The organism is Deinococcus rhizophilus, assembly GCF_030271215.1.
GTDB classification, from domain to species: domain Bacteria; phylum Deinococcota; class Deinococci; order Deinococcales; family Deinococcaceae; genus Deinococcus; species Deinococcus rhizophilus.
The window spans coordinates 1-22,173 of record NZ_JASNGB010000028.1 but is presented as its reverse complement, the minus strand read 5'-3'; the positions used below and the strand labels follow the sequence as shown (position 1 = coordinate 22,173).

19 protein-coding genes and 1 pseudogene are annotated in these 22,173 nt (G+C 71.9%); 5 read left to right on the top strand and 15 right to left on the bottom strand.

The window, feature by feature from the left end:
* The first annotated feature begins 10 nt into the window (after nt 1-10).
* A complete protein-coding gene (gene rsmI / locus QOL99_RS05275) occupies nt 11-871 on the top strand; it encodes a 16S rRNA (cytidine(1402)-2'-O)-methyltransferase (RefSeq protein ID WP_285522054.1) in 861 nt (286 codons plus the stop codon).
* 26 nt (nt 872-897) lie between these two features.
* Entirely contained in the window at nt 898-1,926 is a 1,029-nt protein-coding gene (gene pfkA, locus QOL99_RS05270; protein ID WP_285522047.1) for a 6-phosphofructokinase, read from the top strand.
* A gap of 291 nt (nt 1,927-2,217) precedes the next feature.
* Here pfkA and ftsZ read toward each other — a convergent pair whose 3' ends face one another.
* The 13 genes from ftsZ to lepA form a co-directional block, all read right to left on the bottom strand.
* The gene (gene ftsZ, locus QOL99_RS05265) at nt 2,218-3,315 is read right to left on the bottom strand and encodes a cell division protein FtsZ (RefSeq protein WP_285522046.1); all 1,098 of its coding nucleotides are present in this window, start codon (nt 3,313-3,315) and stop codon (nt 2,218-2,220) included.
* A gap of 100 nt (nt 3,316-3,415) precedes the next feature.
* Complete coding sequence (gene ftsA, locus QOL99_RS05260) at nt 3,416-4,786, bottom strand: cell division protein FtsA (protein ID WP_285522044.1); 1,371 nt, start codon at nt 4,784-4,786, stop codon at nt 3,416-3,418.
* Nucleotides 4,786-5,544 carry a cell division protein FtsQ/DivIB gene (locus QOL99_RS05255; RefSeq protein ID WP_285522042.1) on the bottom strand — a complete coding sequence of 253 codons (759 nt, stop codon included), beginning with the start codon at nt 5,542-5,544 and terminating at the stop codon, nt 4,786-4,788. The genes ftsA and QOL99_RS05255 overlap by 1 nt, the downstream gene beginning before the upstream one ends.
* A 30-nt stretch (nt 5,545-5,574) precedes the next feature.
* Entirely contained in the window at nt 5,575-6,465 is an 891-nt protein-coding gene (locus QOL99_RS05250; RefSeq protein ID WP_285522040.1) for a UDP-N-acetylmuramate dehydrogenase, read from the bottom strand.
* Nucleotides 6,462-7,799: a UDP-N-acetylmuramate--L-alanine ligase gene (gene murC, locus QOL99_RS05245; RefSeq protein WP_285522053.1), complete on the bottom strand. Its 1,338-nt coding sequence runs from the start codon at nt 7,797-7,799 to the stop codon at nt 6,462-6,464. Before murC ends, QOL99_RS05250 begins: the two co-directional genes overlap by 4 nt.
* Nucleotides 7,800-8,067: 268 nt before the next feature.
* A complete protein-coding gene (gene murG / locus QOL99_RS05240; RefSeq protein ID WP_285522039.1) occupies nt 8,068-9,156 on the bottom strand; it encodes an undecaprenyldiphospho-muramoylpentapeptide beta-N-acetylglucosaminyltransferase in 1,089 nt (362 codons plus the stop codon).
* Nucleotides 9,157-9,297: 141 nt separating this feature from the next.
* Entirely contained in the window at nt 9,298-10,056 is a 759-nt protein-coding gene (locus tag QOL99_RS05235; RefSeq protein WP_285522038.1) for an AIM24 family protein, read from the bottom strand.
* Nucleotides 10,057-10,097: 41 nt separating this feature from the next.
* On the bottom strand, nt 10,098-11,261 hold the full coding sequence (locus tag QOL99_RS05230; RefSeq protein WP_285522036.1) for a pyridoxal phosphate-dependent aminotransferase: 1,164 nt from the start codon (nt 11,259-11,261) through the stop codon (nt 10,098-10,100).
* Between the two features lie 135 nt (nt 11,262-11,396).
* On the bottom strand, nt 11,397-11,981 hold the full coding sequence (locus QOL99_RS05225) for a response regulator transcription factor (RefSeq protein WP_285522034.1): 585 nt from the start codon (nt 11,979-11,981) through the stop codon (nt 11,397-11,399).
* A complete protein-coding gene (locus tag QOL99_RS05220; RefSeq protein WP_285522051.1) occupies nt 11,978-12,946 on the bottom strand; it encodes a sensor histidine kinase in 969 nt (322 codons plus the stop codon). Before QOL99_RS05220 ends, QOL99_RS05225 begins: the two co-directional genes overlap by 4 nt.
* 308 nt (nt 12,947-13,254) lie before the next feature.
* Entirely contained in the window at nt 13,255-14,211 is a 957-nt protein-coding gene (locus tag QOL99_RS05215) for an MBL fold metallo-hydrolase (protein ID WP_285522032.1), read from the bottom strand.
* Between the two features lie 115 nt (nt 14,212-14,326).
* Nucleotides 14,327-16,312 (bottom strand): hypothetical protein, encoded by a 1,986-nt coding sequence (locus QOL99_RS05210; protein WP_285522030.1) that lies wholly within the window; start codon nt 16,310-16,312, stop codon nt 14,327-14,329.
* A gap of 272 nt (nt 16,313-16,584) precedes the next feature.
* Nucleotides 16,585-18,417, bottom strand: coding sequence for a translation elongation factor 4 (gene lepA, locus QOL99_RS05205; protein WP_285522049.1), 1,833 nt, complete (start codon nt 18,415-18,417; stop codon nt 16,585-16,587).
* Between the two features lie 306 nt (nt 18,418-18,723).
* Between lepA and QOL99_RS05200 the strand changes: the two genes are divergently transcribed.
* A complete protein-coding gene (locus QOL99_RS05200) occupies nt 18,724-20,061 on the top strand; it encodes a M28 family metallopeptidase (protein WP_285522028.1) in 1,338 nt (445 codons plus the stop codon).
* A gap of 11 nt (nt 20,062-20,072) precedes the next feature.
* Here QOL99_RS05200 and QOL99_RS05195 read toward each other — a convergent pair whose 3' ends face one another.
* Complete coding sequence (locus tag QOL99_RS05195; RefSeq protein WP_285522026.1) at nt 20,073-20,285, bottom strand: hypothetical protein; 213 nt, start codon at nt 20,283-20,285, stop codon at nt 20,073-20,075.
* A gap of 396 nt (nt 20,286-20,681) precedes the next feature.
* Between QOL99_RS05195 and QOL99_RS05190 the strand changes: the two genes are divergently transcribed.
* On the top strand, nt 20,682-21,053 hold the full coding sequence (locus QOL99_RS05190; protein WP_285522025.1) for a hypothetical protein: 372 nt from the start codon (nt 20,682-20,684) through the stop codon (nt 21,051-21,053).
* A 132-nt stretch (nt 21,054-21,185) separates the two neighbouring features.
* Here QOL99_RS05190 and QOL99_RS05185 read toward each other — a convergent pair whose 3' ends face one another.
* A complete protein-coding gene (locus tag QOL99_RS05185) occupies nt 21,186-21,830 on the bottom strand; it encodes a ribonuclease HII (protein WP_285522023.1) in 645 nt (214 codons plus the stop codon).
* A gap of 74 nt (nt 21,831-21,904) precedes the next feature.
* Here QOL99_RS05185 and QOL99_RS05180 point away from each other — a divergent pair.
* Nucleotides 21,905-22,173, top strand: a pseudogene (locus QOL99_RS05180) (rRNA (guanine-N2)-methyltransferase); the annotation flags it as partial.

Genomic DNA, 22,173 nt, shown 5'->3' with positions numbered 1-22,173 from the left:
GGGGCGAGGATTGACCCCGGCTGAGGAAACGGGCGCGGCCCCCTCCGGCGCCCCCCGCGTCTGGCTGGTGCCCACCCCGGTCGGCAACCTCGGGGACCTCACCTTCCGGGCGGTGGAAGTGCTGCGCGGCGCGGACGCCGTGGCCTGCGAGGACACCCGCCGCACCGGGGCGCTGCTGACCCACCTGGGCATCAGCCGCCCCCTGGTGCGCCTCGACGCCCACACCATGCACCGCGCCCCTGCCGTCCTGGAGGCGCACCCCCGCCTCGCCTACGTCAGCGACGCGGGCACGCCGGGCATCAGTGACCCCGGCGCCGAACTCGTCCGGGCGGCGGTGGAGGCCGGCATTCCGGTCGAGGTGTTGCCCGGCCCGACCGCTTTCGTGCCCGCGCTGGTCCTCTCGGGCCTGCCCACCGCCCGCTTCACCTACGAGGGCTTCTTGCCCAGAACGGGCCGCGAGCGCCGGGAGAGGCTGGCCGCCATCGCCGCCCGCCCCGAGACGACCGTGCTGTACGAGAGCCCGCACCGTCTGGTGGGCACCCTCGTGGACCTCGCCGCCGTGTGTGGCCCCGGGCGGGAGGCCAGCGTGACCCGCGAACTCTCCAAGAGGTTCGAGGAGACGGCGCGGGGCACCCTCGCGGACCTCGCCGCCCGTTTCGCTGGGGGGGTGCGCGGCGAGATCGTGGTGGTGGTGGCGGGGCGGCCGGAAGGGACCCTCCTGCCCGGCGAGACGCCCCCCGATCCCGAGGCGCAGGCCCGCGCGTGGGCCGCCGAGGGCCGCCCGTCCCGCGAGATCCGGGAATTGCTGATGGCGGCGGGTTTACGTAAGAATGACGCTTACGCGCTGGCCCTGCGGGTCACGTCGTCCTGAATCCCCCTCCACCCCCGAGGTCTGCCATGTCTGATCTGCCTGCCCCTCCCGACCTCCCCCACGCCGAGCCGTATCCGAACTCGGCCGGAATCAAGCGCCTCGCCGTCCTGACGAGCGGCGGCGACGCTCCCGGCATGAACGCCGCCATCCGTGCGGTGGTCCGCACCGCCACCCACCACGGCATCGAGGTGGTGGGGGTGCGCCGGGGATTCTCCGGCCTGCACCGGGGCGACCTGCGCCTGATCGGGCCGAGGGACGTGGCCAACACCATCCAGCGCGGCGGCACCGTGCTGCTCACTGCCCGCAGCAAGACCTGGCGCACCCCGGAGGGCCGCGCGAGCGGGGCGGCCCACCTGCGCGAGTGGGGGGTCGACGGGTTGATCGTGATCGGGGGAGACGGCTCCTTTCACGGCGGCTACGCCCTGCAGCAGGAGCACGGCGTGCCCATCATCGGCATTCCCGGCACCATCGACAACGACCTGTACGGCACCGACCACACGGTCGGGTATTTCACCGCCGTGGAGACGGCCCTGGACGCCGTGGACAAGCTGCGCGACACCGGGGCCTCGCACGAACGCATCTTCGTGATCGAGGTGATGGGCCGCCACGCCGGGCACATCGCGCTGGAGGTCGCGGTCGCGGGCGGCGCCGAGGAGGTCTTTATCCCGGAGGACCCCAAGCCCGTCGACGGCGTGGTCCAGATCGTCAAGGACAGTGTGGCGAAGGGCAAGGCCAGCTCCATCATCATCGTCGCGGAGGGCTACCCCGGCGGGGCGCAGGGGGTGGCGAGCGCCATCGAGGCCGGGACGGGGCTGGAGACGCGCGTGAGCATCCTGGGCCACATCCAGCGCGGCGGCTCGCCCGTCAGCAGCGACCGCGTGCTCGCCAGCCGACTGGGCGAGGCCGCCGTCTACGCCCGGATGGACGGGGTGGCCGGAATGATGGTGGGCCGGGTGAACGGCGAGGTCGTCCACACCCCCCTGCATGAAACCTGGGAGCGGCGCAAGGACGTGAGCCGCGACCTGTACCGCTGCGCCAAGACGCTGAGCGTGTAGGCCGAGGTAATACCGGGCCGTCAGTGGCGGGGACAGTTTTGCAGCCTCTTCACGTGGCGTGATCAATGAGGTGCGTGCAGGACGACAAAAGTTTCTCTCGCCTTGCGGGGGACCCGCAGAGCTGCTTGCAGACTTGCAGAGCTCCGCAGGAGAGGGGGGTGGACGGCCACGCCGTCTCAGCGCGGCCAGGCTCCACCAAGTTATGGGACCGTCCGCACCACCGATCAATGACAGAGGGGCCACCGGCAGATGCCGTGGCCCCGCCGGTGTGCCGTGCCTCTGTGCCGTGCCTCAGTCCCGGCCGACGTTGCGCAGGAAGGCGGGGATATCGTAGTCCTTGGGATCGTAGGAGCCGCCGCCCTGACCGCGCACCGGGCGCACCAGGGTCTCCAGGCTGGAGTTACGGCCCCCCGGCTTGCCCATGCCCATGCCTGCCGAGAGCGTGCCGGGGAAGGTGCCCTCGCCGAAGCCGGTGGCGATCACCGTGACGCGGACCTCGTCGCCCGCTGCCTCGTCGGGAGTGATGCCGAACAGGATGTCGGGGTCCTCGAAGCCGGTCGCCTCGCGGATCTTCTCGACGATCTCGTTGGCGTCGGTCATGGACAGGTCGAAGCTGCCGGTCACGTTGATCAGGATGCGGCGGGCGCCCTCGATGCCGCGCTCGAGCAGCGGCGAGTGAATCGCGCTCATGGCGGCTTCCTCGGCGACCTTCTCGCCCCGGCCCGCGCCGATGCCCATCAGGACCGTCCCCGAGTTCGAGAGCATGTTCCGCACGTCCGCGAAGTCGAGGTTGATCATGCCTTCCACGTTGATCACGTCGCTGATGCCCTTGACGCCGTAGTACAGTACCCGGTCGGCGATCAGGAAGGCTTCCCGGAAACTCACCTTCTTGTCCACCGCCGTGAGCAATTTTTCGTTGTTCACGACGATCATGCCGTCCACGCGCTCGGTCAGCTTGGCGATGCCGTCTTCAGCGACGCGCTGACGCTTGGGCCCCTCGAACTTGAAGGGCCGGGTCACGATGGCGACCGTCAGGATGCCCATCTCGCGGGCGATCTCGGCCACCACGGGCGCCGAGCCGGTGCCGGTGCCGCCGCCCATCCCGGCGGTGATAAACAGCATGTCGGTGCCGTCGAGGTACTCCTTGATGCGCTCGCGGTCTTCCAGGGCTGCCTTTTCCCCGACCTCGGGGTCGGCCCCGGCGCCCAGGCCGCGCGTCAGGCGGTCGCCCAGCTGAATGCGCACCTCGGCGTGGCTCTTGGCGAGCACCTGCGCGTCGGTGTTGCCCGCCACGAACTCCACACCCTCGAGTCCCGACTCAATCATGCGGTTGACGGCGTTGTTGCCCGCCCCGCCCAAGCCAATCACGCGAATTCTGGCCGCTTGCATGGTGTCTCCTTCGGAGGGAAGCCGCGCTCCCCTCTGCTGTGCTCGTAGCTTACCGTACCTTTATGCTCGGCACGGCCAAGGTGGGGCGGGCGTTCCCGGCCTACATCCAGTCCTTGAAAAAGCCGCGCACCCGGTCCTTGAGGCTGGCCCCGTCCTTGGGCCGCTCCTTTTTGGGGGCAGGCTGACCCGGCGCGGGCGTCACCACCGTGACTGTGCCGGGCTCCTTTTTGGGCTCGGGGCCGGACTTGGCGGCAGCCTGCGGCTGGGGTGCGGGGGGCGGCGGGGTGGCCGGTTCCTCGGGGCGGAAGACCGAGACGGGCACCTTGCCGTCCTGCCCGATGCCGTACAGCACCAGCCCGACGCCCCCGGCGTGCGCTGGGCCGTTCACGATGTCGGTCAGGCCGCCGATGCCGCGCGGCCTGCCCACCCGCACAGGCAGGCGGAAGCGGTCGCGGGCCAGTTCGGGAATCCCGCGCAGCAGGCTGGCCCCGCCCGTCAGCACGACGCTCTGGGCCACGAGTTCCACCGGGCCGAGCGCCTGGTCGATCTCGTCGCGGACCATGCCGAAAATCTCGGTCAGGCGCGGCTTGATGATGCGCGAGAGTTCAAAGGCGCTGATGGCGTGGGTCGAGCCGTTCGAGGTGGTGATCTCCAGCGTGAGGTCGGGGTCGGCGAGTTCGGGCACGGCGGCCCCGTAACGGCGCTTGACGTTCTCGGCTTCCTCGTGCGGCAGCTTGAGAATCTGCGCGAGGTCGGCCGTCACGTGGTCCCCGCCGATGGGAATGCACGCCGAGTGCGCGAGGTTGCCGCGCTTGAAGACGCCCACGTCGGTGGTGCCGCCCCCCATGTCGATCACGACGACCGTCTGCGACTGCTCGGCCGCCTCCAGCGTGGCGAGGCCCGAGGCCAGCGCCTGCAGGACGAAGCCTTCGACCTTCAGCCCCGCTTCCTGCACGCAGCGGCGCAGGTTGAGCAGTGGCCCGGCGGTCCCGGCGACGATGTGGACATCGACTTCCAGCCGCACGCCGTGCATGCCGACCGCGCTCTTGATGCCTTCTTGCCCGTCCACCACGTATTCCTGCGGCAGGGTGTGGATGATTTCCAGGTTGGGGTCGAGCGGCACCGCGCGGGCGTTCTCGATGGCGCGGTCGACGTCGGCCTGAGCGATTTCCTGGTGGCGGCGAATCGCCGCGAGGCCGTGGCTGGTGATCGCCTTGACGTGGTTGCCCGCGACCGACACGAACACGGAGGCGACCCGCACGCCGCTGACCCGCTCGGCCGCCTGCACCGACTGGCGAATCGCGCCGGTGGCCCGCTCCAGATTGACGACGGCGCCGCGCTTCATGCCCTCGCTGGGCACGCTGCCCTCGCCGATAATGTCGACCGAGCCGTCGTCGCCCACCTCGCCGATGACGGTCGTGATTTTGGTGGTGCCGATGTCCAGCCCCACGATGATCGGGTTGTCCTTCATTACTGGACGCTCACCCCCCAGGGGTAGATATGAATCTCTTGATCGGGAAATTGCACGATGGCCCCAGCATACTTCAGCAGGGTAGACAGGTCCCCGCTCCAGGCCGTCGCCGTCGGTGTCGCCGCCGTGAATCCGCTGGGCGTATAGGCGACCGACTGGACATTGTAACGCCGTAAGGCACGCGTCAGGGCCAGGGCCTCGGCGCGGCGGTCCGGTCCCCACCCGCTGATCAGGGGCAGGCTGCTCACATTTCTCGCGCCCGGCAGCACGAGTCCTTCTTCGGCCAGCGTCACGATCATCCCGTCCGGCCTCTTCCAGCGGGCGAAAGGCTCGCGCTCGCGCACCTGCACGGTCACCGCGTCGGGAAAGCGCCGGGTCACGGTCGCCGCCTCGATCCAGGGACTCCGCGCCAGCCCCCCCGCCCGCCAGCGTCCGTAGTACAGCCACCCGAACCCGGGTGTCAGCCCCGCCAGCCCCCGCACCTGCGCCTCCGAGAGCCTCTGGTTGCCCTGCACCGTCACCGTGCGGATGGGCAGGAGAAACCAGCTTGCCGCGGTCACTCCCAGGACCGCCGCCACCCCCAGGGTCCACCACAACGGGCGCAGGTTCAGGGGACGGCGGGGGAGGGGCGGAGGCGGCGGCGGCGGAGCCGCCTGCTCTCCGGACTCGGGAACGGGTGGCTCGGCGGGAACAGGTTCAGGCGCGGGCCTGGGCAGGGGCACCCGGCGGTTGCGTGGCCGGGGGTCGGGATCGGTCATGGGGGGCAGTCTAGCGGGCCGCTGCGGCGCTCACCCCGGCAGCGTCTCCGGCCACAGCTCGTATTCCAGCTCCAGCGGCAGGCCCACCCGTTCGCGGATCAGGCGCAGCAGGGCGTGGACATCGGCGGCGGTCGCGCCCCCCAGATTCACGATGAAATTGGCGTGCTCCGGGGCGATCAGGGCCGCACCCACGCGGGTGCCCTTGAGCCCGGCCTCGTCGATCAGCTGGCCCGCACCCTTGCCGCCGCCGGGATTCTTGAAGGCGCAGCCGGGCGTCTTCATCTTGGGCTGCCCCTTACGGGCCTGGTCCGCGAGGTCCATCTTGGCGAGCACCTCCTCCGGGGTGGAGGGGCGCAGCCGCAGGCGCACGCGGGTCACGATGTGATTCCGGGGAATGCCGCTGTTGCGGTAGCCCCAGGCGAGGTCGTCGGGGGTGACCTGCCGGGTGCCCTCCGGCGTCACGATCTCCAGGGTGTGCAGGCCGTCAAACATCTCGCCGTAGCGGGTGCCCGCATTCATCCACACGGCGCCGCCCACCTGCGCGGGAATGCCGACCGTGCCCTCCAGATTGCTCAGGCCGAGTTTCTGGAGCCTGCGGACTAATCCGGGAAGCGGCACCCCGCCGCCCACCCAGCCCGTGACGATCTGCTCGGGTGTGCCCAGCGCCGGGTCGGGCGTGAGGTCCGCCTGCGCGAGCGGCCCGGTCAGGCGAATGACCCGCTCGGGCACGCCCTCGTCCGCGACCACGAGGTTGCTGCCGCCGCCCAGGATGCGGTACGGAGCCTCCATCGCCTCCGCGAGCTGGGCGTGGTCGGCGACGAACCAGACCTCCGACTCGCCGCCCACGCCCAGGGTGGTGTAGCGGGCCAGGGGCTGGCGCTCGACCCGCGCCCCGGTGCGGCTGGGACTCAGGGTGGTCATGCCTGCCCTCCTGCGGCCAGTTCGCGCGAGAGCTTCCACACGTCGCCCGCCCCCATCGTCACGATCAGGTCACCCGCGCCCGCCGTCTCGCGCAGGTAGCGCACCACCTCGGCGCGGTCGGGGAAGTAGCGCACGCCCGCGTGCCCGCCCTCACGCATCCGGTCGCTGACCAGCGTGGCGTGGATGCCGGGAATGGGCGGCTCGGAGGCCGCCGCGATATCCAGAATCAGCACCTCGTCGGCGGGCATCAGCGCGTCGGCCAGCCGGGGCCAGGACTGCTGGGTGCGCAGGTAGCGGTGCGGCTGGAACACCACCCGCACCCGCCGCCCGGTCTGCCGCGCGGCCTGCACCGCCGCCGCGACCTTGGTGGGGTTGTGCGCGTAGTCGTCCACCACCAGCGCCCCGTTCAGCTCGCCCACCCGCTGCCAGCGCCGCCCCGGTCCCCGGAAGGCGGCGAGTGCGTCGGCGGCGGCCCGGAAGCCCCCGCTGTACAGGTCGGTCACCGCCAGCGCCGCGAGCGCGTTGAGTACGTTGTGGGTCCCCGGCAATCCCACGCGGGCCTCGCCCAGCACCTCGCCCCGGCGGGTCACCGTGAAGGAGGTGCCCTCGGCGTCGGGGCGCAGGTCCAGGGCGCGGTAGTCGGCCCCCTCCGCCTGGCCGTAGCTCAGGCGTTCGGCGGCCCCGCCGCACAGCCCGTCCAGGCCCGGCCAGTCGGCGCAGAACAGGACCCGCCCCGACTGTCCCACGAAACGGGCGAAGGCGGCGTGCTGTTCCTCCACCGTCTCCCAGTAGGTCGCCTGGTTGCCGCCCACGTGGTCGTCTTCCGCGTTGGTGAAGACGGCCGTCTGACAGCTCAGGGCCGCGAAGCCCCGGTCGGACTCGTCCACCTCGGCCACGAAAGGCCCCGCGCCCAGCCGCGCGTTGGAGCCGAACTCGGGCACGATGCCCCCGACAAAGGCGGAGGGGTCGAGCCCCGCGCCCGCCATCGCCACCGCGATCATGGAGGTCGTGGTGGTCTTGCCGTGGGTACCGATCACGCCCACCGAGGGCGAGGCCGAGAGCAACTCGTCCAGCAACGCCATGCGGGGCCGCACCTCCACCCCGGCGGCGCGGGCGGCGACGAGTTCGGGGTGGTCCTTGGGCACCGCTTCCGAGGCGACCAGCACGTCCACCCCCGCCACATGCGCGGCGTCGTGGGCGTGGTCCACCGCGATGCCGTCGCGGACGAGCCCCTCGGTGAGTTCGGACGCCTGCTCGTCGCAGCCGCTGACCCGCACCCCCCGCGCCGCGAGCAGCCGCGCGAAGGCGCTCACGCCGATGCCGCCGATGCCCATCAAGTGATAGTGGGGAGAGGGCGGGGCGCCGGGGGCGGTCGGGCCGGGAGCGGTCAGGGTGGGGGAAGGGTCAGTCATGGTGGGAGGGTGGGGAGGCACGCGGCCGGAGTCAGCGCACATGCCGCAGCACTAGNTCACGCCGATGCCGCCGATGCCCATCAAGTGATAGTGGGGAGAGGGCGGGGCGCCGGGGGCGGTCGGGCCGGGAGCGGTCAGGGTGGGGGAAGGGTCAGTCATGGTGGGAGGGTGGGGAGGCACGCGGCCGGAGTCAGCGCACATGCCGCAGCACTAGGTCCGCGAGCCGCGCGGCGGCCCCGGCGGGCGAGCGCCCCAGGGCCGCTTCCCGCATCGCCGCCCGCGTGCCGGGCTGGGCACACTCTAGCACCGCCCTGCCCAGCGCCCCGGCGAGGTCCGCTTGCGCCACCAGCCGCCCCGCTCCCGCGCTCTGCACGCTCTGCGCGTTGTGGAACTGGTGGTTCTCCGCCGACTCGGGGAGGGGCAGCATCACCAGCGGCACCCCGTGAAAGGCGGCCTCCGCCAGCGTGCCCGTGCCCGCCCGCGTGATCCCGAAGTCGGCCGCCGACCACGCGGCGACCGCGTCCACGTACCCGGTAGGGTGGTACCAGGGCAGGTCGGCCACCCGCGGGGTCACCTCTTCCAGCCAGCGCGGGCCGGTGGAGTGCAGCACCTGCACAGGCTCACCGTCCGGGGTGCGGCCTTCCGGTCCGAACACCGACCGCAGCACGTCAGGCACGCCATTGTTCAGCGCCAGCGACCCCTGAGACCCGCCCATGATCAGTACGGTGAGCCTCCCCCCGCGCAGCCCCAGCCGCGCCAGCGCCTCCGGGCGGGGCAGGCGCTCCTCGCGGACGGGCATGCCGACCTGGGTGGCCTTGTCGGGGGTCAGGCCCACGACCTGCGGGTAGGCCGTGCCCACCGCCCGCGCCCGGCCCACGGCGAGGCGCTGTGTCAGGCCCAGGCGGGCATTTTGCTCGTGCAGGACGGTGGGCAGGCCCAGGCTCTGCGCGGCGAGGACTCCGGGCAGGCTGGCAAAGCCGCCGTACCCGACGACCGCTCCCGGCTGTGCGGCTCGCAGGAAGGCCCGCGCCTCGGCCACCCCCCGCGCCGCCCGCAGCAACTCGCGGGGATCGGGGCGGCCCTGCCCGCTGCGGGCGAGCTTGCCCGCGTCCACCCCACGGAACTCCAGGCCCGAGTCCGCCGCGAAGCGTTCCTCCATCCCGCCGCGCTGCCCCAGCAGCAACGCCTGGTGCCCCCGGCCCATCAGCTCCCGCGCGGTGGCGACCGCCGGGTAGATGTGCCCCCCGGTGCCGCCCGTCGCCATCACGATCAGACTCATCGCAGGGGAGTGTAGCGGGTAGGCTTGCGGCCCGTCGCCTGTGGCGTGTGGAGAAAGCAAGGGGAGGAAAGAGAAAAGGTGGGAGACGTCCCTCGCGTCTCCCACCTTCCTCTACAAGCCACGCGCGGCAGGCGACACGGCTCAGTCGAACAGGTCGCCCAGGCTCTTGCCCACGCCGCCGCCTTCCCCCAGCATCCCGGCCTCGAACTCCTCGTAGGGCTGCACCACCACGAAGCCGTCGCCCTGAAAGACCATCTGGTAGGTCTCGCCGCCGCCGCGCCCGATCATGGAGCGCAGGCTGGAATCCATGCGCAGCTGCGGCTGGAGGTTGCCGCTCCAGGCAATCGTGGCGTTGGGGTCGGTGAAGATCGGCTCCTGCGGCGTGACCCGCAAGGTCAGCGGCTTGCCGTGGCTGAGGATGGCGACCAGCCCCTGCCCCTGCACCCGCACGCTGAACAGCCCGCCCGAGGCCATCCCCGCCACCCGGCGCTGCATGGTGATGTCGTACTGCACGCTGTCCTCGAAGGCCAGCAGGTCGTTGCCGTTCACGTTCAGGCTCTCGCCCGCCAGCCGCAGAATCTGGATCTCCTTGCCCTGGTCCGCGAGGTAGGCCACGCCCCGGCCCTCGATCTTGGCGAGCGGGCTCATCTCCTGGCTGACCGCCCGCTTGAGCGCCTTCATCAGCCCGCCTTCCAGGGTGCCCTCGCGCTTGAAGGAGAGGTTGCCCTTGTAGGCGATCATCGCGCCGAGCTTGCTCCAGACGCGGCCATTGACCTTGACCTCCAGCATCTTGCTGGATTCGAGTTCGAAGACCTCGCCGGGATTGTCGCGCTCGGCGGTCTGGGCCAGAAAGTCGCGCAGCGAGTAGGTGCCGTCCTGTCCGGGATTCATGTTCGTCATACGCCCAGGGTACGGGGCGGGAGGCGCCAGGGTTCCGGGGATCAGCCGAGCACGCCGCCGATGCGCCGCAGCGCCTCTTCCAGCGTGTCCAGCCCTGCCGCGTAGCTCAGCCGCACCCGCCCCGGCGCCCCGAAATCGGTGCCGGGGACGACTGCCAGCCCGCCGCGCTCCAGCAGCAGGCGGCTGGCCTCCAGCTCGTCGGGGTGGAGGCGGGTGGTGTCGGGCAGGACGTAGAAGGCGCCCTGCGGGGTGGGGGTGGGCAGCCCCAGCGCCTTCAGGCCCGCGACGAGAAAGTCGCGTCGCTCGCGGTAGGCGGCCCGCGCCTCCGCCACGAAACGGGCGGTCGCCTCGTGCTCGGTCAGCGCGGCGAGGGCGGCGTGCTGGGACACCGTGCAGGCCCCGGTCGTGCTCTGGGACTGCAGGGCGTTCATCGCCGCGATCCACTCGCGCGGCCCGCCCGCGTAGCCGATGCGCCAGCCGGTCATCGCGTAGGCCTTGCTCGCCCCGTTCACCGTCAGCGTGCGCTCGGGGGCGTACCGGGCGGGGCTGACATGCCCGGCATCGTAGACCAGATGCTCGTAGATCTCGTCCGAGAGCAGATAGAGGGTGTGCCGACGGGCGAGGTCGGCCACCGCCTCCAGCACCCACGCCGGGGAGACGGCTCCCGTGGGGTTGCCGGGGCTGTTCAGCACGATCAGGCGCGTTCTGGGCGTGACCCGCGCCGCCAGTTCCTCCGGGTCGAGGACGAAGCCCGCCTCCGCCCGCGTGGGCACCGGGACAGGCACGGCACCCGTCAGCGCGACCATCTCCGGGTAGCTCACCCAGTACGGCGCGGGGATGAGCACCTCGTCCCCGGGGTTCAGCAGCGCGAGCAGGGCGTTGAAGATCGCCTGCTTGCCCCCGCTCGTGACCGTCACGGCGTCCGGCGCGTATTCCAGCCCGTTCTCGCGGGCGAATTTGGCGCTCACGGCCTCGCGCAGTTCGGGCAGGCCGTTGACGGGCGTGTAGCGGGTGTGCCCAGCCTCGATCGCGGCGATGGCGGCGGCCCTCACGTGCGGCGGCGTGTCGAAATCCGGTTCGCCCACGCTCAGGCTCAGCACGTCCGCCCCGGCCCGGCGCAGCTCCAGCGCCCGCGAGGTCACCGCGACCGTGGCCGAGGGGTTCAGGCCGCGCACCCGCGCCGAGAGGGGAAAAGGTGTGCCCATGCCCCCAGGCTAGGGGCCGCAGCGGAGCCGGGAGCGTGGGCGGGCTAGAGGAGGGTTGAGTTGGTCACACGCCCCCTCACCCGTTGCTTCGCAACGCCCTCTCCCACGGGGGGAGAGGGTCAAAGATATGTCTTTCTATTGCAATAGCCCGATGCTCCGCGCCCGGCTGACCGCCTCGGTGCGGTCCCCGGCCTCGAGCTTGACGTACAGCCGCGCGAGGTGGTCCTTGACCGTGTCCGGGCTGACGCCGAGGTTCTTGGCGATCTCCTTGTTGGAAAAGCCCTGGGCGAGCAGCGGCAGCACCTCCGACTCGCGGGGGGTCAGCCGGGGCACCTCGACCTGCGGCAGACGGTCGATTTCCGGGTGGGCCACGATGTCGCGCAGTTGCCGGGCAAGCGACTCGGGGTCGGTTTCCTTGCTGACGTAGCCGCGTGCCCCGGCCGCCCGCGCCGCCTGCACGATGGCAGGTTCGGTGAAGGTGGTGATCAGCACGCTGACGACGCCGGGATGGGTCTGGCGCAGCCGCTCGCAGACCTCGATGCCGGTCAGGCCGGGCATCTTCACGTCGAGCAGGGCGGCGTCGGGTTCCAGGGTCCGGCAGGCGCCCAGGGCCTGAAGGCCGTCGGCGGCTTCCGCGACCACGTCGAAGCCCTGGTGCAGCAGCGCGTACTTCAGGCCCATGCGGAAAAGGGGGTGGTCGTCGGCAATCACGATTCTCAAGGGGTCACCTCCGGGAACAGCAGGCAGAACGTGGTGGGCAGGGGCGAGGCCGGGTCGCGGCGGTAGTTCAGCGTGCCGCCGTGCGCCTCCGCGACCCGGCGGGCGATGTAGAGGCCCAGGCCCGTCATCCCGGCGGCGTACTGCTGCCCGGCGATGGTGGCGGGTTGTGCGTTGAAGGGTTGGGCGAGTTCGGAGAGGGGCGCACACAGGCCGGGGCCGTCGTCGCGGACCTCCACCCCCTGCGGGGTCACGCGCAGCTCCACGCGGGTGCGGGCGTAGCGCAGCGCGTTGGCCGCGAGGTTGGTCACCGCCCGCTCCAGCACGGCGGCGTCGGCGGGGGCGTGGCCCGTTCCGGTCGCGGTGAGGCTCAGGCCCCGCGCCTCTGCCTGGGGGGTCAGCCGCCGGGCGACCTCTGCGAGCAGGGTGCCGAGGTCGGTGCGTGAGGGCGAGAGCTGCACCTCCTCGCGCTCGAAGCGGTGGGCGTCGGCCATCTGGGCGACCAGGGCCAGCAACCGGGCGTTCTCGCGCCCGACCTCGCCCGCGACCTCGCGGCGCTGCTCGGGACTCAGGGCCCCCTCGCCCAGCAGCCGCGAAAGGTGCCCGGTGGCGATCAAAGGCGTGCGCAGGTCGTGGACCAGCGTCGCCATGAAGGCCCCCCGCCGCTCCTGCTCGGTGGCGAGCCGTCCCAGCAGGCCGGTGAAGGCCCCGCGCAGCGCCCGGATCTCGGCCGGGTCGTCCGCGTGCGGCTGCGCGAAGCTGCCCGCGCCGACCTCGCGCTCCAGCCGCTGCAGCGGGCGCAGCAGCACGCCGCTGAGCAGGTAGCCCACCCCGCCGCACAGCGCCGCGACCAGAACCAGCCACAGCGCCAGCGCCGGGGCCGTGCCCGCCCCCGCTGCCCCCACGCTGAGCACGAGGTTGGGCAGGAACGCGAGCAGGAAGATCGCCAGCGTGAACTGTGCCCGCAACGTCCCCGCCTGCCCCCAGCCCGCCCGGCGGCGCCTGACCCGGCGGTGAACCTGAAAGGCTCCCGGCCCGGCGATCCGCGCGTCTCCTGTGCTCACGGCTCGGAGTGTAAAAATCCCGCTCTGACAGAATCCCCACACCTGTGACGCGCCCGTGATGGCCCGTCCGGTGTGGGGACTGATACGAACTCGGATGGAATCGTGTACGAGGTGGTGGGGGTCCGGGCGGAGGCGAGAAGGGGAAGAAGGAGAAAGGGCGGGTTCTGGAAGGAAAGGAATTGGACGGAGGCCGTATGGGGGGAGAGGGGGCGCTAGCGGCGCCGCGTCAGCACCAGCGCCAGGGCGCCCAGCGCGAGGACCGCCAGCACCCGCTGCTTCAGGGGGTCGGGGCCGACCAGGGGCACGCCCACCGGCACCGGGCGGGTCACGTACCAGCCCCGGCGGGGGCGCCCGAGTTCGTCGAAGTTGCGGGCCAGCCGCGCGAGGTCGGCGCCCATCTCCGGCCCCGACATGGGGTGCCCGTGCCCGGTCAAGACCAGCTGGGGATGCAGCGCCGAGAGCCGCCGCACCGAGTCCCGCGCCTCGTCCCAGTTGGGGGTGTAGTAGGCGGGCGGGCGGTGAATCAGCGTGGGGCGCAGGGCAAACGCACCCGCCGCCGACTCCTGCTTGGTGGTCACGAAGGCGTCCCCGGCGATCAGGGTGCGGTCTTCTTCCCGCCACAGCGAGACGTGTCCGGAGGTGTGCCCCGGCGTGTGCAGCCAGCGCCACCCCGGCAGGTGCGGCACCGCGCCGTCTTCCGGCAGGGCCTGCACGTGCGGCCGGAAATCGAAGGGACCGGGCGCGAAGGCGGGCGAGAGCAGGCTGGTCGTCCCGCCCACCGTGGGGTCGGGAAAGGGGTACGGCGCCTGCCCGGTGACGTGCGGCAGCTCCAGCGGGTGCGCGTAGACGGGCACCGGCCACGCCTTGAGCAATTCGCGCAGCGCCCCGATATGGTCGAGGTGCCCGTGCGTCAGCACGGTGGCGACCGGCGGGCGGCCCGCGTGGTACTCGTCGGCGGCCCTGCGAATCAGTCCGGCGGTGCCCGGCATCCCGGCGTCGAGCAGCACCCAGTCTCCGCCGGGCAGCCCCAGCAGGAAGGCGTTCACCATCGGCAGCCGCACCCGCACCACGTCCGGGCGCAGGACCTGCGTGCCGCCGAAGGTCGGGACGGCGGGCGCGGGCGGGCGAAGGCGGTTCAGGTCGGCGGACGGCTCGTGCGCGTGGGTCATGGGAAGGGGTCCTTTCCGGGAATGGGAAGAAGGGAAGGCGAGGAGAGAGGAGGGGAGAAGCAGGGCAGCCGGGCCACTCTCCATCAGAAAGTGCCCGGCTGCGGATGGCAGAACTTCAGTTGGTCGGGCCGACGTACTCACCCTGGTCGTTGAAGTTCACGTCGCTGCCGGTGACTTCCAGGGTGACCTGGGCCTCGGGATCGCTGCCCGCTTCCGCTCCGGCGGGGCGGACCTCGTAGCGCACGTTGCGCTCGGCGCCCTCACGGCCACCGGGGCGGCTGAGGTAGCTCCAGGTGCAGTCGGGGGTCAGGTTCACGGTGGTGCGGCCGATCTGGCGCTCGCCCCGGAAGACGCGCACCTCGTAGCCCTCGCCGCTGCCCGTGCCGCCGAACCGGAAGGGCGAGCTGACCGACTCGCCGTCGTCGAGGCTGAGGGTCAGCGGCTGGTCGCAGGTGGCCCCGGCCGCTGCCGCCGACACGACGGTCACGGGCAGGGTCGCCACCCGGTTGCCCGCCCCGTCGAGTACGGCATACTCGCGCTCGCCGGTCGCCGCGCCCGCCACGTCCGCCGTCCAGGCCCCGTCCTCGCCGACCTGGAAGGTACCCACGCTCACGCCGTCCTCGTACAGCTGGTAGGTCGCGCCGGGCTGGCCGCCCGTGCCGCTGAGTGCAAAGCCCGTCGCGGGAACCTCCGCGCCGGAGGCCGGCTCGGTCACGTCGAGGCTGGTGCCGTCGCTGCTGCCCGCGCCCTCACCTTCCGCGCCGCCGTCCTCCCCGGCCGCGCCGTCCTCACCCGCGCCGAAGCTGTCGCTGCCCGCGTTGGCCTGGTCCGCCGGGACCACGTTGAGGGGCAGCGTGGCGACTTCCTCGCCCGCCGCGTTCTGGACGGTGTAGGTCTGCTCGCCCTCGGGAGCGGCCTCGTCCAGTACGTCCACGTTCCACAGGCCGTCGTCTCCGACCTCGATGGTGCCGACCTCGGTGCCCTCACGCAGCACCTGGTAGGTCTCACCCGCCGGGCCGGTCCCGCGCATGTTGAAGCCGCTGACAGGCACGTCCGAGCCCTCGGGCGGCTGAGTCACCGCGAACTCGCCCGCAGGCACGCCCTCCGCGTCCACGGCCACCACGGGGAGCTCGCCCACCTGCTCGCCTGCCCCGTTCTGGAAGGTGTAGAGCAGCTCGCCGGGTACGGCGGCGCCGTCCACCACATCGGCCTGCCAGGTGCCGTCGTCGCCCACGGTGAAGGTCCCGAGATCCTGGTCCTCACGCCGGATGGTGTAAGCCTCGCCGGGGGCGCCCGTGCCCGCGATGGAAAAGCCGCTCGCGGTGACCTCGGCGCCGTTTTGCGGCTCGGTCACGGCAAAGTCGGTGGCGACCGGGGCGGCAGCCTCGGGCTCGGTCGCGGCGCCGGGTTCCGGCGTGGCCGTCTCCGAACCGGCCACGGCAGGAGTCGCCTGCCGGTTCTGGTTGAGCGCCCAGCAGCCGCCCAGCGCCAGCAAGGGCAGCAGCAGCGCCCACCACGGAAAGCCCCGGCGCGGCGTGGCGACCGTCTGGGTGGTCGTGGTGGTGGCCGCCGTGGTCGTGGTGGCCGGAGGGGGAGGCGGAGGCGGGGGAGGCGCTGCGGGCCGCGCGGCGACCGGCTCGCCGATCTCCTCCACGACGGTGGGCACGGCCGCCACGACCGTTCCGGTGGGCACCGCGCCCGCCGCTGTCCCCAGGTGCAGGCGCCCCAGCAGCAGCGGCAGGGTCAGGGTGAACAGCCGCCCCAGTTGCCCGGCGTCCAGCCCGGTCGCCTGCGCCGCCTGCCGGGCAGGTCCGGCGGGGTCGAGGCCCGGCACCGCTCCGGCCAGCATCTCCCCGGCCCGGTAGAAATCCTGGTCCCCGGCGGACTCTGAAAAGGCCCCGTCCAGCGTGGCAGGCGCCGGAATCGCCGCCGCCGCCTCGCGCAGCACGTCGCCGTGGGTGGCCTGTGCCCCGCGCAGCGCTTCTGCTTGCAGCGGCAGCCCGGCCTCCAGCGCCCGCCGGGTCTGCTCGGGCGTGAGCGAAGCGGCCTGCGCGAGGCGGCCCAGGCCAGGCTCGGTCAAAAACCATGTCGTGTCAGTCATACAGTCGTCTCCTGGAGAATCGGGACCCCTGGGCGGGGAAAAGGGGGGAGCGGGGTTCGGTCACGCGGCCCCGGTGGGCGGGTCACGCCCCGTCACCACCTCTGACCGTACCCGAGGACCCGGTCCGGCTTCCCCTCCTCTGGACGGACCGTGAAGGGGCCGTCTCATGGTCCGGCACGGGCGGGTGCGGGGGCCCGCGACGAAAAAGCCCCCCATCCGGGGGGAGAGGGGGGGGGGAGGGCTCCTGCGCGGTCGGCCCAGCCTGAAGGGCGCTACTCGTCCGTGCTCAGCACCGCCAGGAACGCCTCTTGCGGCACCTCCACCGTGCCGATCTGCTTCATGCGGGCGCGGCCCTTCTTCTGCTTCTCGAGCAGCTTCTTCTTGCGGGAGATGTCGCCGCCGTAGCACTTGGCCAGCACGTCCTTGCGGTAGGCCTTGACGGTCGCGCGGGCAATGATCTTGCCGCCGATGGTGGCCTGCACGGGGACCGGGAACATCTGGCGCGGAATCACCTCGGCCATCTTGTCCACGATCTTGCGGCCCAGCGAGTAGGCCTTGGTCTCGTGGACGATCACGGCGAGGGCGTCCACGACCTCGTTGTTGACCTGGATATCCACCTTGCGCAGGTCGCCCTCGCGGTAGCCGATCTGCTCGTAATCCATGCTGGCGTACCCGCGCGAGATGGACTTGAGGCGGTCGTGGAAGTCGTACAGAATCTCCGCGAAGGGCACCTCGTACAGCAGCTCGACGCGCTTGCCCACGTAGTTCATGGTGACCATGCTGCCCCGGCGCTCCTGCAGCAGCTGCATCACCGGCCCCACGTAGTCCTCGGGCTGCATGACGCTGAGCTTGATGTACGGCTCCTCGACGCTGGTGATGCGGTCGCGGGTGGGGAACTCGGCGGGGTTCTGGGTCTCGAAGACCTCGCCGTTCGTCAGCGTGACGCGGTAGACCACGGCGGGCGCGGTGGCGATCAGGTCGAGGTCGTACTCGCGCTCCAGCCGCTCCTGAATGATCTCGGCGTGCAGCAGGCCCAGAAAGCCGCAGCGAAAGCCGAAGCCCAGCGCTTCCGACGTTTCCGGTTCGAAGGAAAAGGCCGCGTCGTTGAGCTTGAGCTTGTCGAGCGCGTCGCGCAGCTTGCGGTAGTCCTCGGTGTCGGTGGGGTAGAGGCCCGAGAACACCACCGGCTGCGCGGGCTTGAAGCCGGGAAAGGGCTCGGGCGTGGGCCGGTCTTTCTGGGTGATGGTGTCGCCCACCTGCGCGTCGTGGATGTCGCGGATGCCCGCCGCGATCCAACCCACGCTTCCGGCGGGCAGCGACTCGCCCACGACCAGCCCCGGCGTGAAGGTGCCCACCCGGTCCACATCGAAGGTCTTGCCCGAGTTGAACAGCATGATGGGCAGCTTGGGCGTCAGGGTGCCTTCCAGCACCCGCACGAACAGGATCACGCCCTGGTACGCGTCATAAAACGAGTCGAAGATCAGCGCCTTGAGCGGCGCGTCGGGGTCGCCGGGCGGCGGCGGAATGCGCTCGACGATGGCCTCCAGAATCTCCGGGATGCCGATTCCCGCCTTGCCAGACGCGAACACGGCGTCTCCGGCCGGAATCCCGATGACCTCCTCAAGTTCCCGGGCCGCGCCCTCCGGGTCGGCGGCGGGCAGGTCGATCTTGTTGACCACCGGCACGATCTCGAGGTTGTTGTCGATGGCGAGGTAGGCGTTGACGATGGTCTGCGCCTCGACCCCCTGGGAAGCGTCCACCAGCAGCAGCACGCCCTCGCAGGCGGCCAGCGAGCGCGAGACCTCGTAGTTGAAATCCACGTGGCCGGGGGTGTCGATCAGGTTGAAGACGTACTCCTCGCCGCCCGTGCCGTCTTCCCGCTGCGGGCGGACGTACTTCAGGCGGATCGGCGTCGACTTGATGGTGATGCCGCGCTCGCGCTCCAGCTCCAGCGTATCGAGGGTCTGGTCGCGTTTGTCGCGCTCGCCCATCGCGCCGAGCTGTTCCAGAATGCGGTCGGCCAGCGTGGACTTGCCGTGGTCCACGTGGGCGATGATGGAAAAATTGCGGATGTTGGCAGTCGGCCCTTCGGTCACGCGGAGCAGTGTACGGCACGGCCCCCGGCGACTTTGTTCCGCAGCGGGTCAGCGGGTGGTGGCGGCGCGGAAGGCGGAGGGGGTGCTTGCCCCGCTTGACCCCTCTGCTCCGCAGTTCTGCGGGTCTGCCCCTGCAGAGCACCTCCCCCGGGAAGGAAGGCTTCTGTCAGGAACGTTCCCCCCGTCTCGTGCGCTTTGGAGGCTCCCTTCGGGGGGACCCGTATGAGCGGCTTGCAGGGCTGGCCGCGCGGCGGACTGAGGGTTTTTTGCGGACCTGCGCCCCCGCCCCCACCTCTCACCCGCTACCCTGACCCCATGCCCCGCCGTGCCCTTCCCACCCGTCCGTCCCGCCCGCTGTGGTCGTGGGCGCTGCCGCTGCTGGCCGCCGCCGGGCTGGTGGGCGGCGGCGTCTATCTGGGCACCCGGCCCCAGAATCCGCCGCTGCAGGAGGCGGCGCAGGCCCGCACGGTGGCCGGGGACTGGGCCGGATTGCGGGCATTCGGGCCGCGTCCGGTGGGCGAACCAGGGCACACGCGGGCGCTGGACTGGCTCGCCGGGCAACTGGAAAGCCTGGGCTACCGCGTCACCCGGCAGCCCGTCACGCTGGAGCGGCCCTTCGACCAGGGGGGCACGCTGACGGTGGGCGGCCTGCGCGTCCCGGCCCACGCGCTGTACGGGGCGCAGGGCGGCGAGCAGTCGGGGCGGCTGGTGCCGCTGCCGGGCGGCCTCTCGAAGGGTGAGATGGAGGCCCGGGGCCTGCGCGGGCAGATCGCGCTGCTGCGCTGCCAGGACTGGGACGGGGACCTCTCACGCGGCGAGATCGTGGGCCGAGCGACGCTGGCCGGGGCGCTGGGGCTGGTCTGGGTGCAGGACTGCGCTGTGGCGCGGGTGGAGCGCGTGGCCGCCACGGTGCTTCCGCTGGTGTGGGTCAGTGCACAGGACGGCGAGCGGGTCTGGGCGCGGGCGGGCGAGGAGGCCGAGCTGGTCTCGAAGGTGGAGCGGCGCGAGGTCACGGGCGCCAACCTGATCGCGGCGCGGGTGGACGCGGAGCCGGGGGTCGTCGTCGGGGCGCACCTCGACAGCGTGAACGCCTCGCCGGGGGCCAACGACAACGCGAGCGGCGTGCTGGCAGTGCTGGAGGCCGCGCGGCGGGCGGCGGGAACCCCGCTGGCCGAGCGAACCTGGTTTGTCCTGTTCGACGGGGAGGAGGACGGGCTCTACGGCAGCCGCGCCTTTGTGGACGCGCACCGCTTCGCGCTGCGGCAGACCCGCGCGATGCTCAACCTCGACATGGTGGGGGTGGGCGCCGAGGCGCTGGGGGTCGCCGCCCACGCCGAATTGCGGCCCCTGGCGCGGGCGGTGCGCCCCGGCATCCGGCTGTTCGAGGACGATCCGCCCGAGCGCGAATCCTTCGGGCGGACCTCCGGCGTGACGGGCAGCAGCGACCACGTGCCCTTTATCGGCTGGGGGGTGCGGACGGCCTTTGTCCACCGGGGCGTGGACAGGCACTACCACGCGGCGAGCGACCGCACCCTCTCGCCCGCGCTGGTGACGGACGCGGCGGCCTTCGCGCTGGCCCTGGCCCGCAAGGCGCTGGACGCCCCCTGGACGCCGCAGGAACCCTGCGAGGGTTTCCGCAGCGAGGGGTGCTAGGGGCCCGGCGCCTACTCCTCGCGTAGGGCGTTCGTGTTGTAGCGGTTGGCCAGAATGAACAGGGTGGGCGCCCACAGCCCCACGAAAATGCCGAAGCGTTCGCCGTGGGCGCGTTCCTCGGGGGTCTTGCCCTGCCCACCCTGCGAGGCCCAGATGGCGATGGACCCCAGGATGGAGGCGGCTCCGGCGATGGTGAGCAGCTGGGCGAGGTTGCGGTTGGACATGGTGGACCTCCGTCGGGGGACTTGGCCCGCGCCCCCGCTGCGGCCCAGGCGAAGCTCCGGCCGCCCGGCCCACTGCCGCGCGGCGGTCCTCCGCTGCTCTGTGCCCCACTGTGACCCGCGCCCCGCCCCGACTCTGCATGGTGGGCAACAGGTCGCAGGTTGCCTAAAGTTCTGCTCATGCGGATTCCGGCGGAAAGGTTGACGCGTCAACCTGAACTCCCAGCGGACCTGAAAATCCGAGCGGACCTGAAACGCTGCGAAGCAGAGCGGGAAGGAAAACGACGGGTTCCGGGCGTGGCGTGACCGAACCGGCGTTCTTCCGGCTTGTCGACGGAACAGACGGAATCCGTATCAGGCTGGGTGGCGGCGCCGGGGCTGCTGTGCTGAGATGGGGCCATGAGCAGTCCCCCTGGTGTGCAGCCGCAATCCCGCTGGGACGTTCTGCGCGGTTTTCTCGTGCGGAGTGCGCTTGTGGGCGGAGGTCTGGCGCTGCTCGCTGCGCTGGTGGGCCACTTCCTGATCCGGCCCGGCTGGGAGGGGGTGCGGCTGGGCCTGAACGGGGCGGGGACCCTGATGTGCGTGCTGGCGGGGTCGTTTGCGATGGGGGCGTTTGGCGTGCAGGACGCCACGTCCTACCACCGGGGCCGACTGGGACAGGCCACCGAACGCATCTCGTGGCCCGTCGCGGCCCTGACCATCAGCCTGCTGACCGCCGGGCTGTGCTTCGGGCTGGCGTGGCTGGTCATACGGATTCCGTTCGATTCCTGAACGGTCAGGAGAGCGCTGACTGTTCATCCCTCTCCCGCAATCCGTCCTTTTTCCCTCTCCCTCTGCTCGCGCAGCTCTCCGGGTCTGGCCAGATTTCCGGGTGTTCAGGGCACCCTTCAATCGGAATCCGTATCAGTCGCTGAAGAGGCCGCGCTGAAGCAGCCGCGCGATGGGCGCATACCCGCGCCGATGCACCGGGCTGACGCCCAGCCGCTCCAGGGCCGCGCGGTGGGCGGGGGCACCGTAGCCCTTGTGGGCCGCGAAGCCGTAGCCGGGATACTCGGCGTCCAGCTCGGTCATCACCCGGTCGCGCTCCGTCTTGGCGAGCAGGCTGGCGGCAGCGACCGAGTAGCTCAGGGCGTCGGCCTTCGGGGGGGCCAGCAGGGGCAGGGGGGTGCGCAGGCGCAGGTAGTCGGTCACCAGCGCCTGCGGGGCCGGGTCCAGCCGCGCGAGCGCCCGCGCCGCCGCCGCGTGGGTGGCGCCCAGGATGTTGAGCCGCTCGATCTCGTCGGGCCAGGCGTGCTCGACCGCCCAGCAGACGGCCACCCGCCGCACCTCGGCCGCGAACGCCTCGCGCTGGGCAGGGGAGAGCTGCTTGGAATCGCGGAAGGGGTAGTCCTGCGCCAGCCCCGGCAGGATCACCGCCGCCACCGTGACGGGTCCGGCCCACGCCCCCCGGCCCGCCTCGTCCACGCCCGCCACCCGGAAGTATCCCCGCCGCCAGTGCTCGCGCTCGAAGGCCCAGTCGGGGGTGACCGAGGGAGGAAGGGAGGGCATGGCCAGCACGGTAGCAGGGGTGCGGGGCCGCTGGCGGCTCCCCGGCACCGCCCGGTCTGTGCCACCCTGGGGGCGTGACGCGCAAGCCCAAGCCCAAGGTCCGTTTTTCCCGCCCGGCCCAGCCCCCGGCCCACCTTCCCCCGCAGGCGGAGGTCGGCACCTATTTCGACGTGCGCCCCGCCACGCTGCCGCCCCGGCTCGACGGGTTGCACGCCCGCACCAAGCCCGGCGTGCGCGGCTTTCCGGGAGTGGACGACGCCCAGGCGCTGCTGGCCCAGACCCTGCGCAAGGACCGGGTGCGCGGCGACGTGCTGGACCTTGCGGCCGGGGGCGGGCTGCTGGG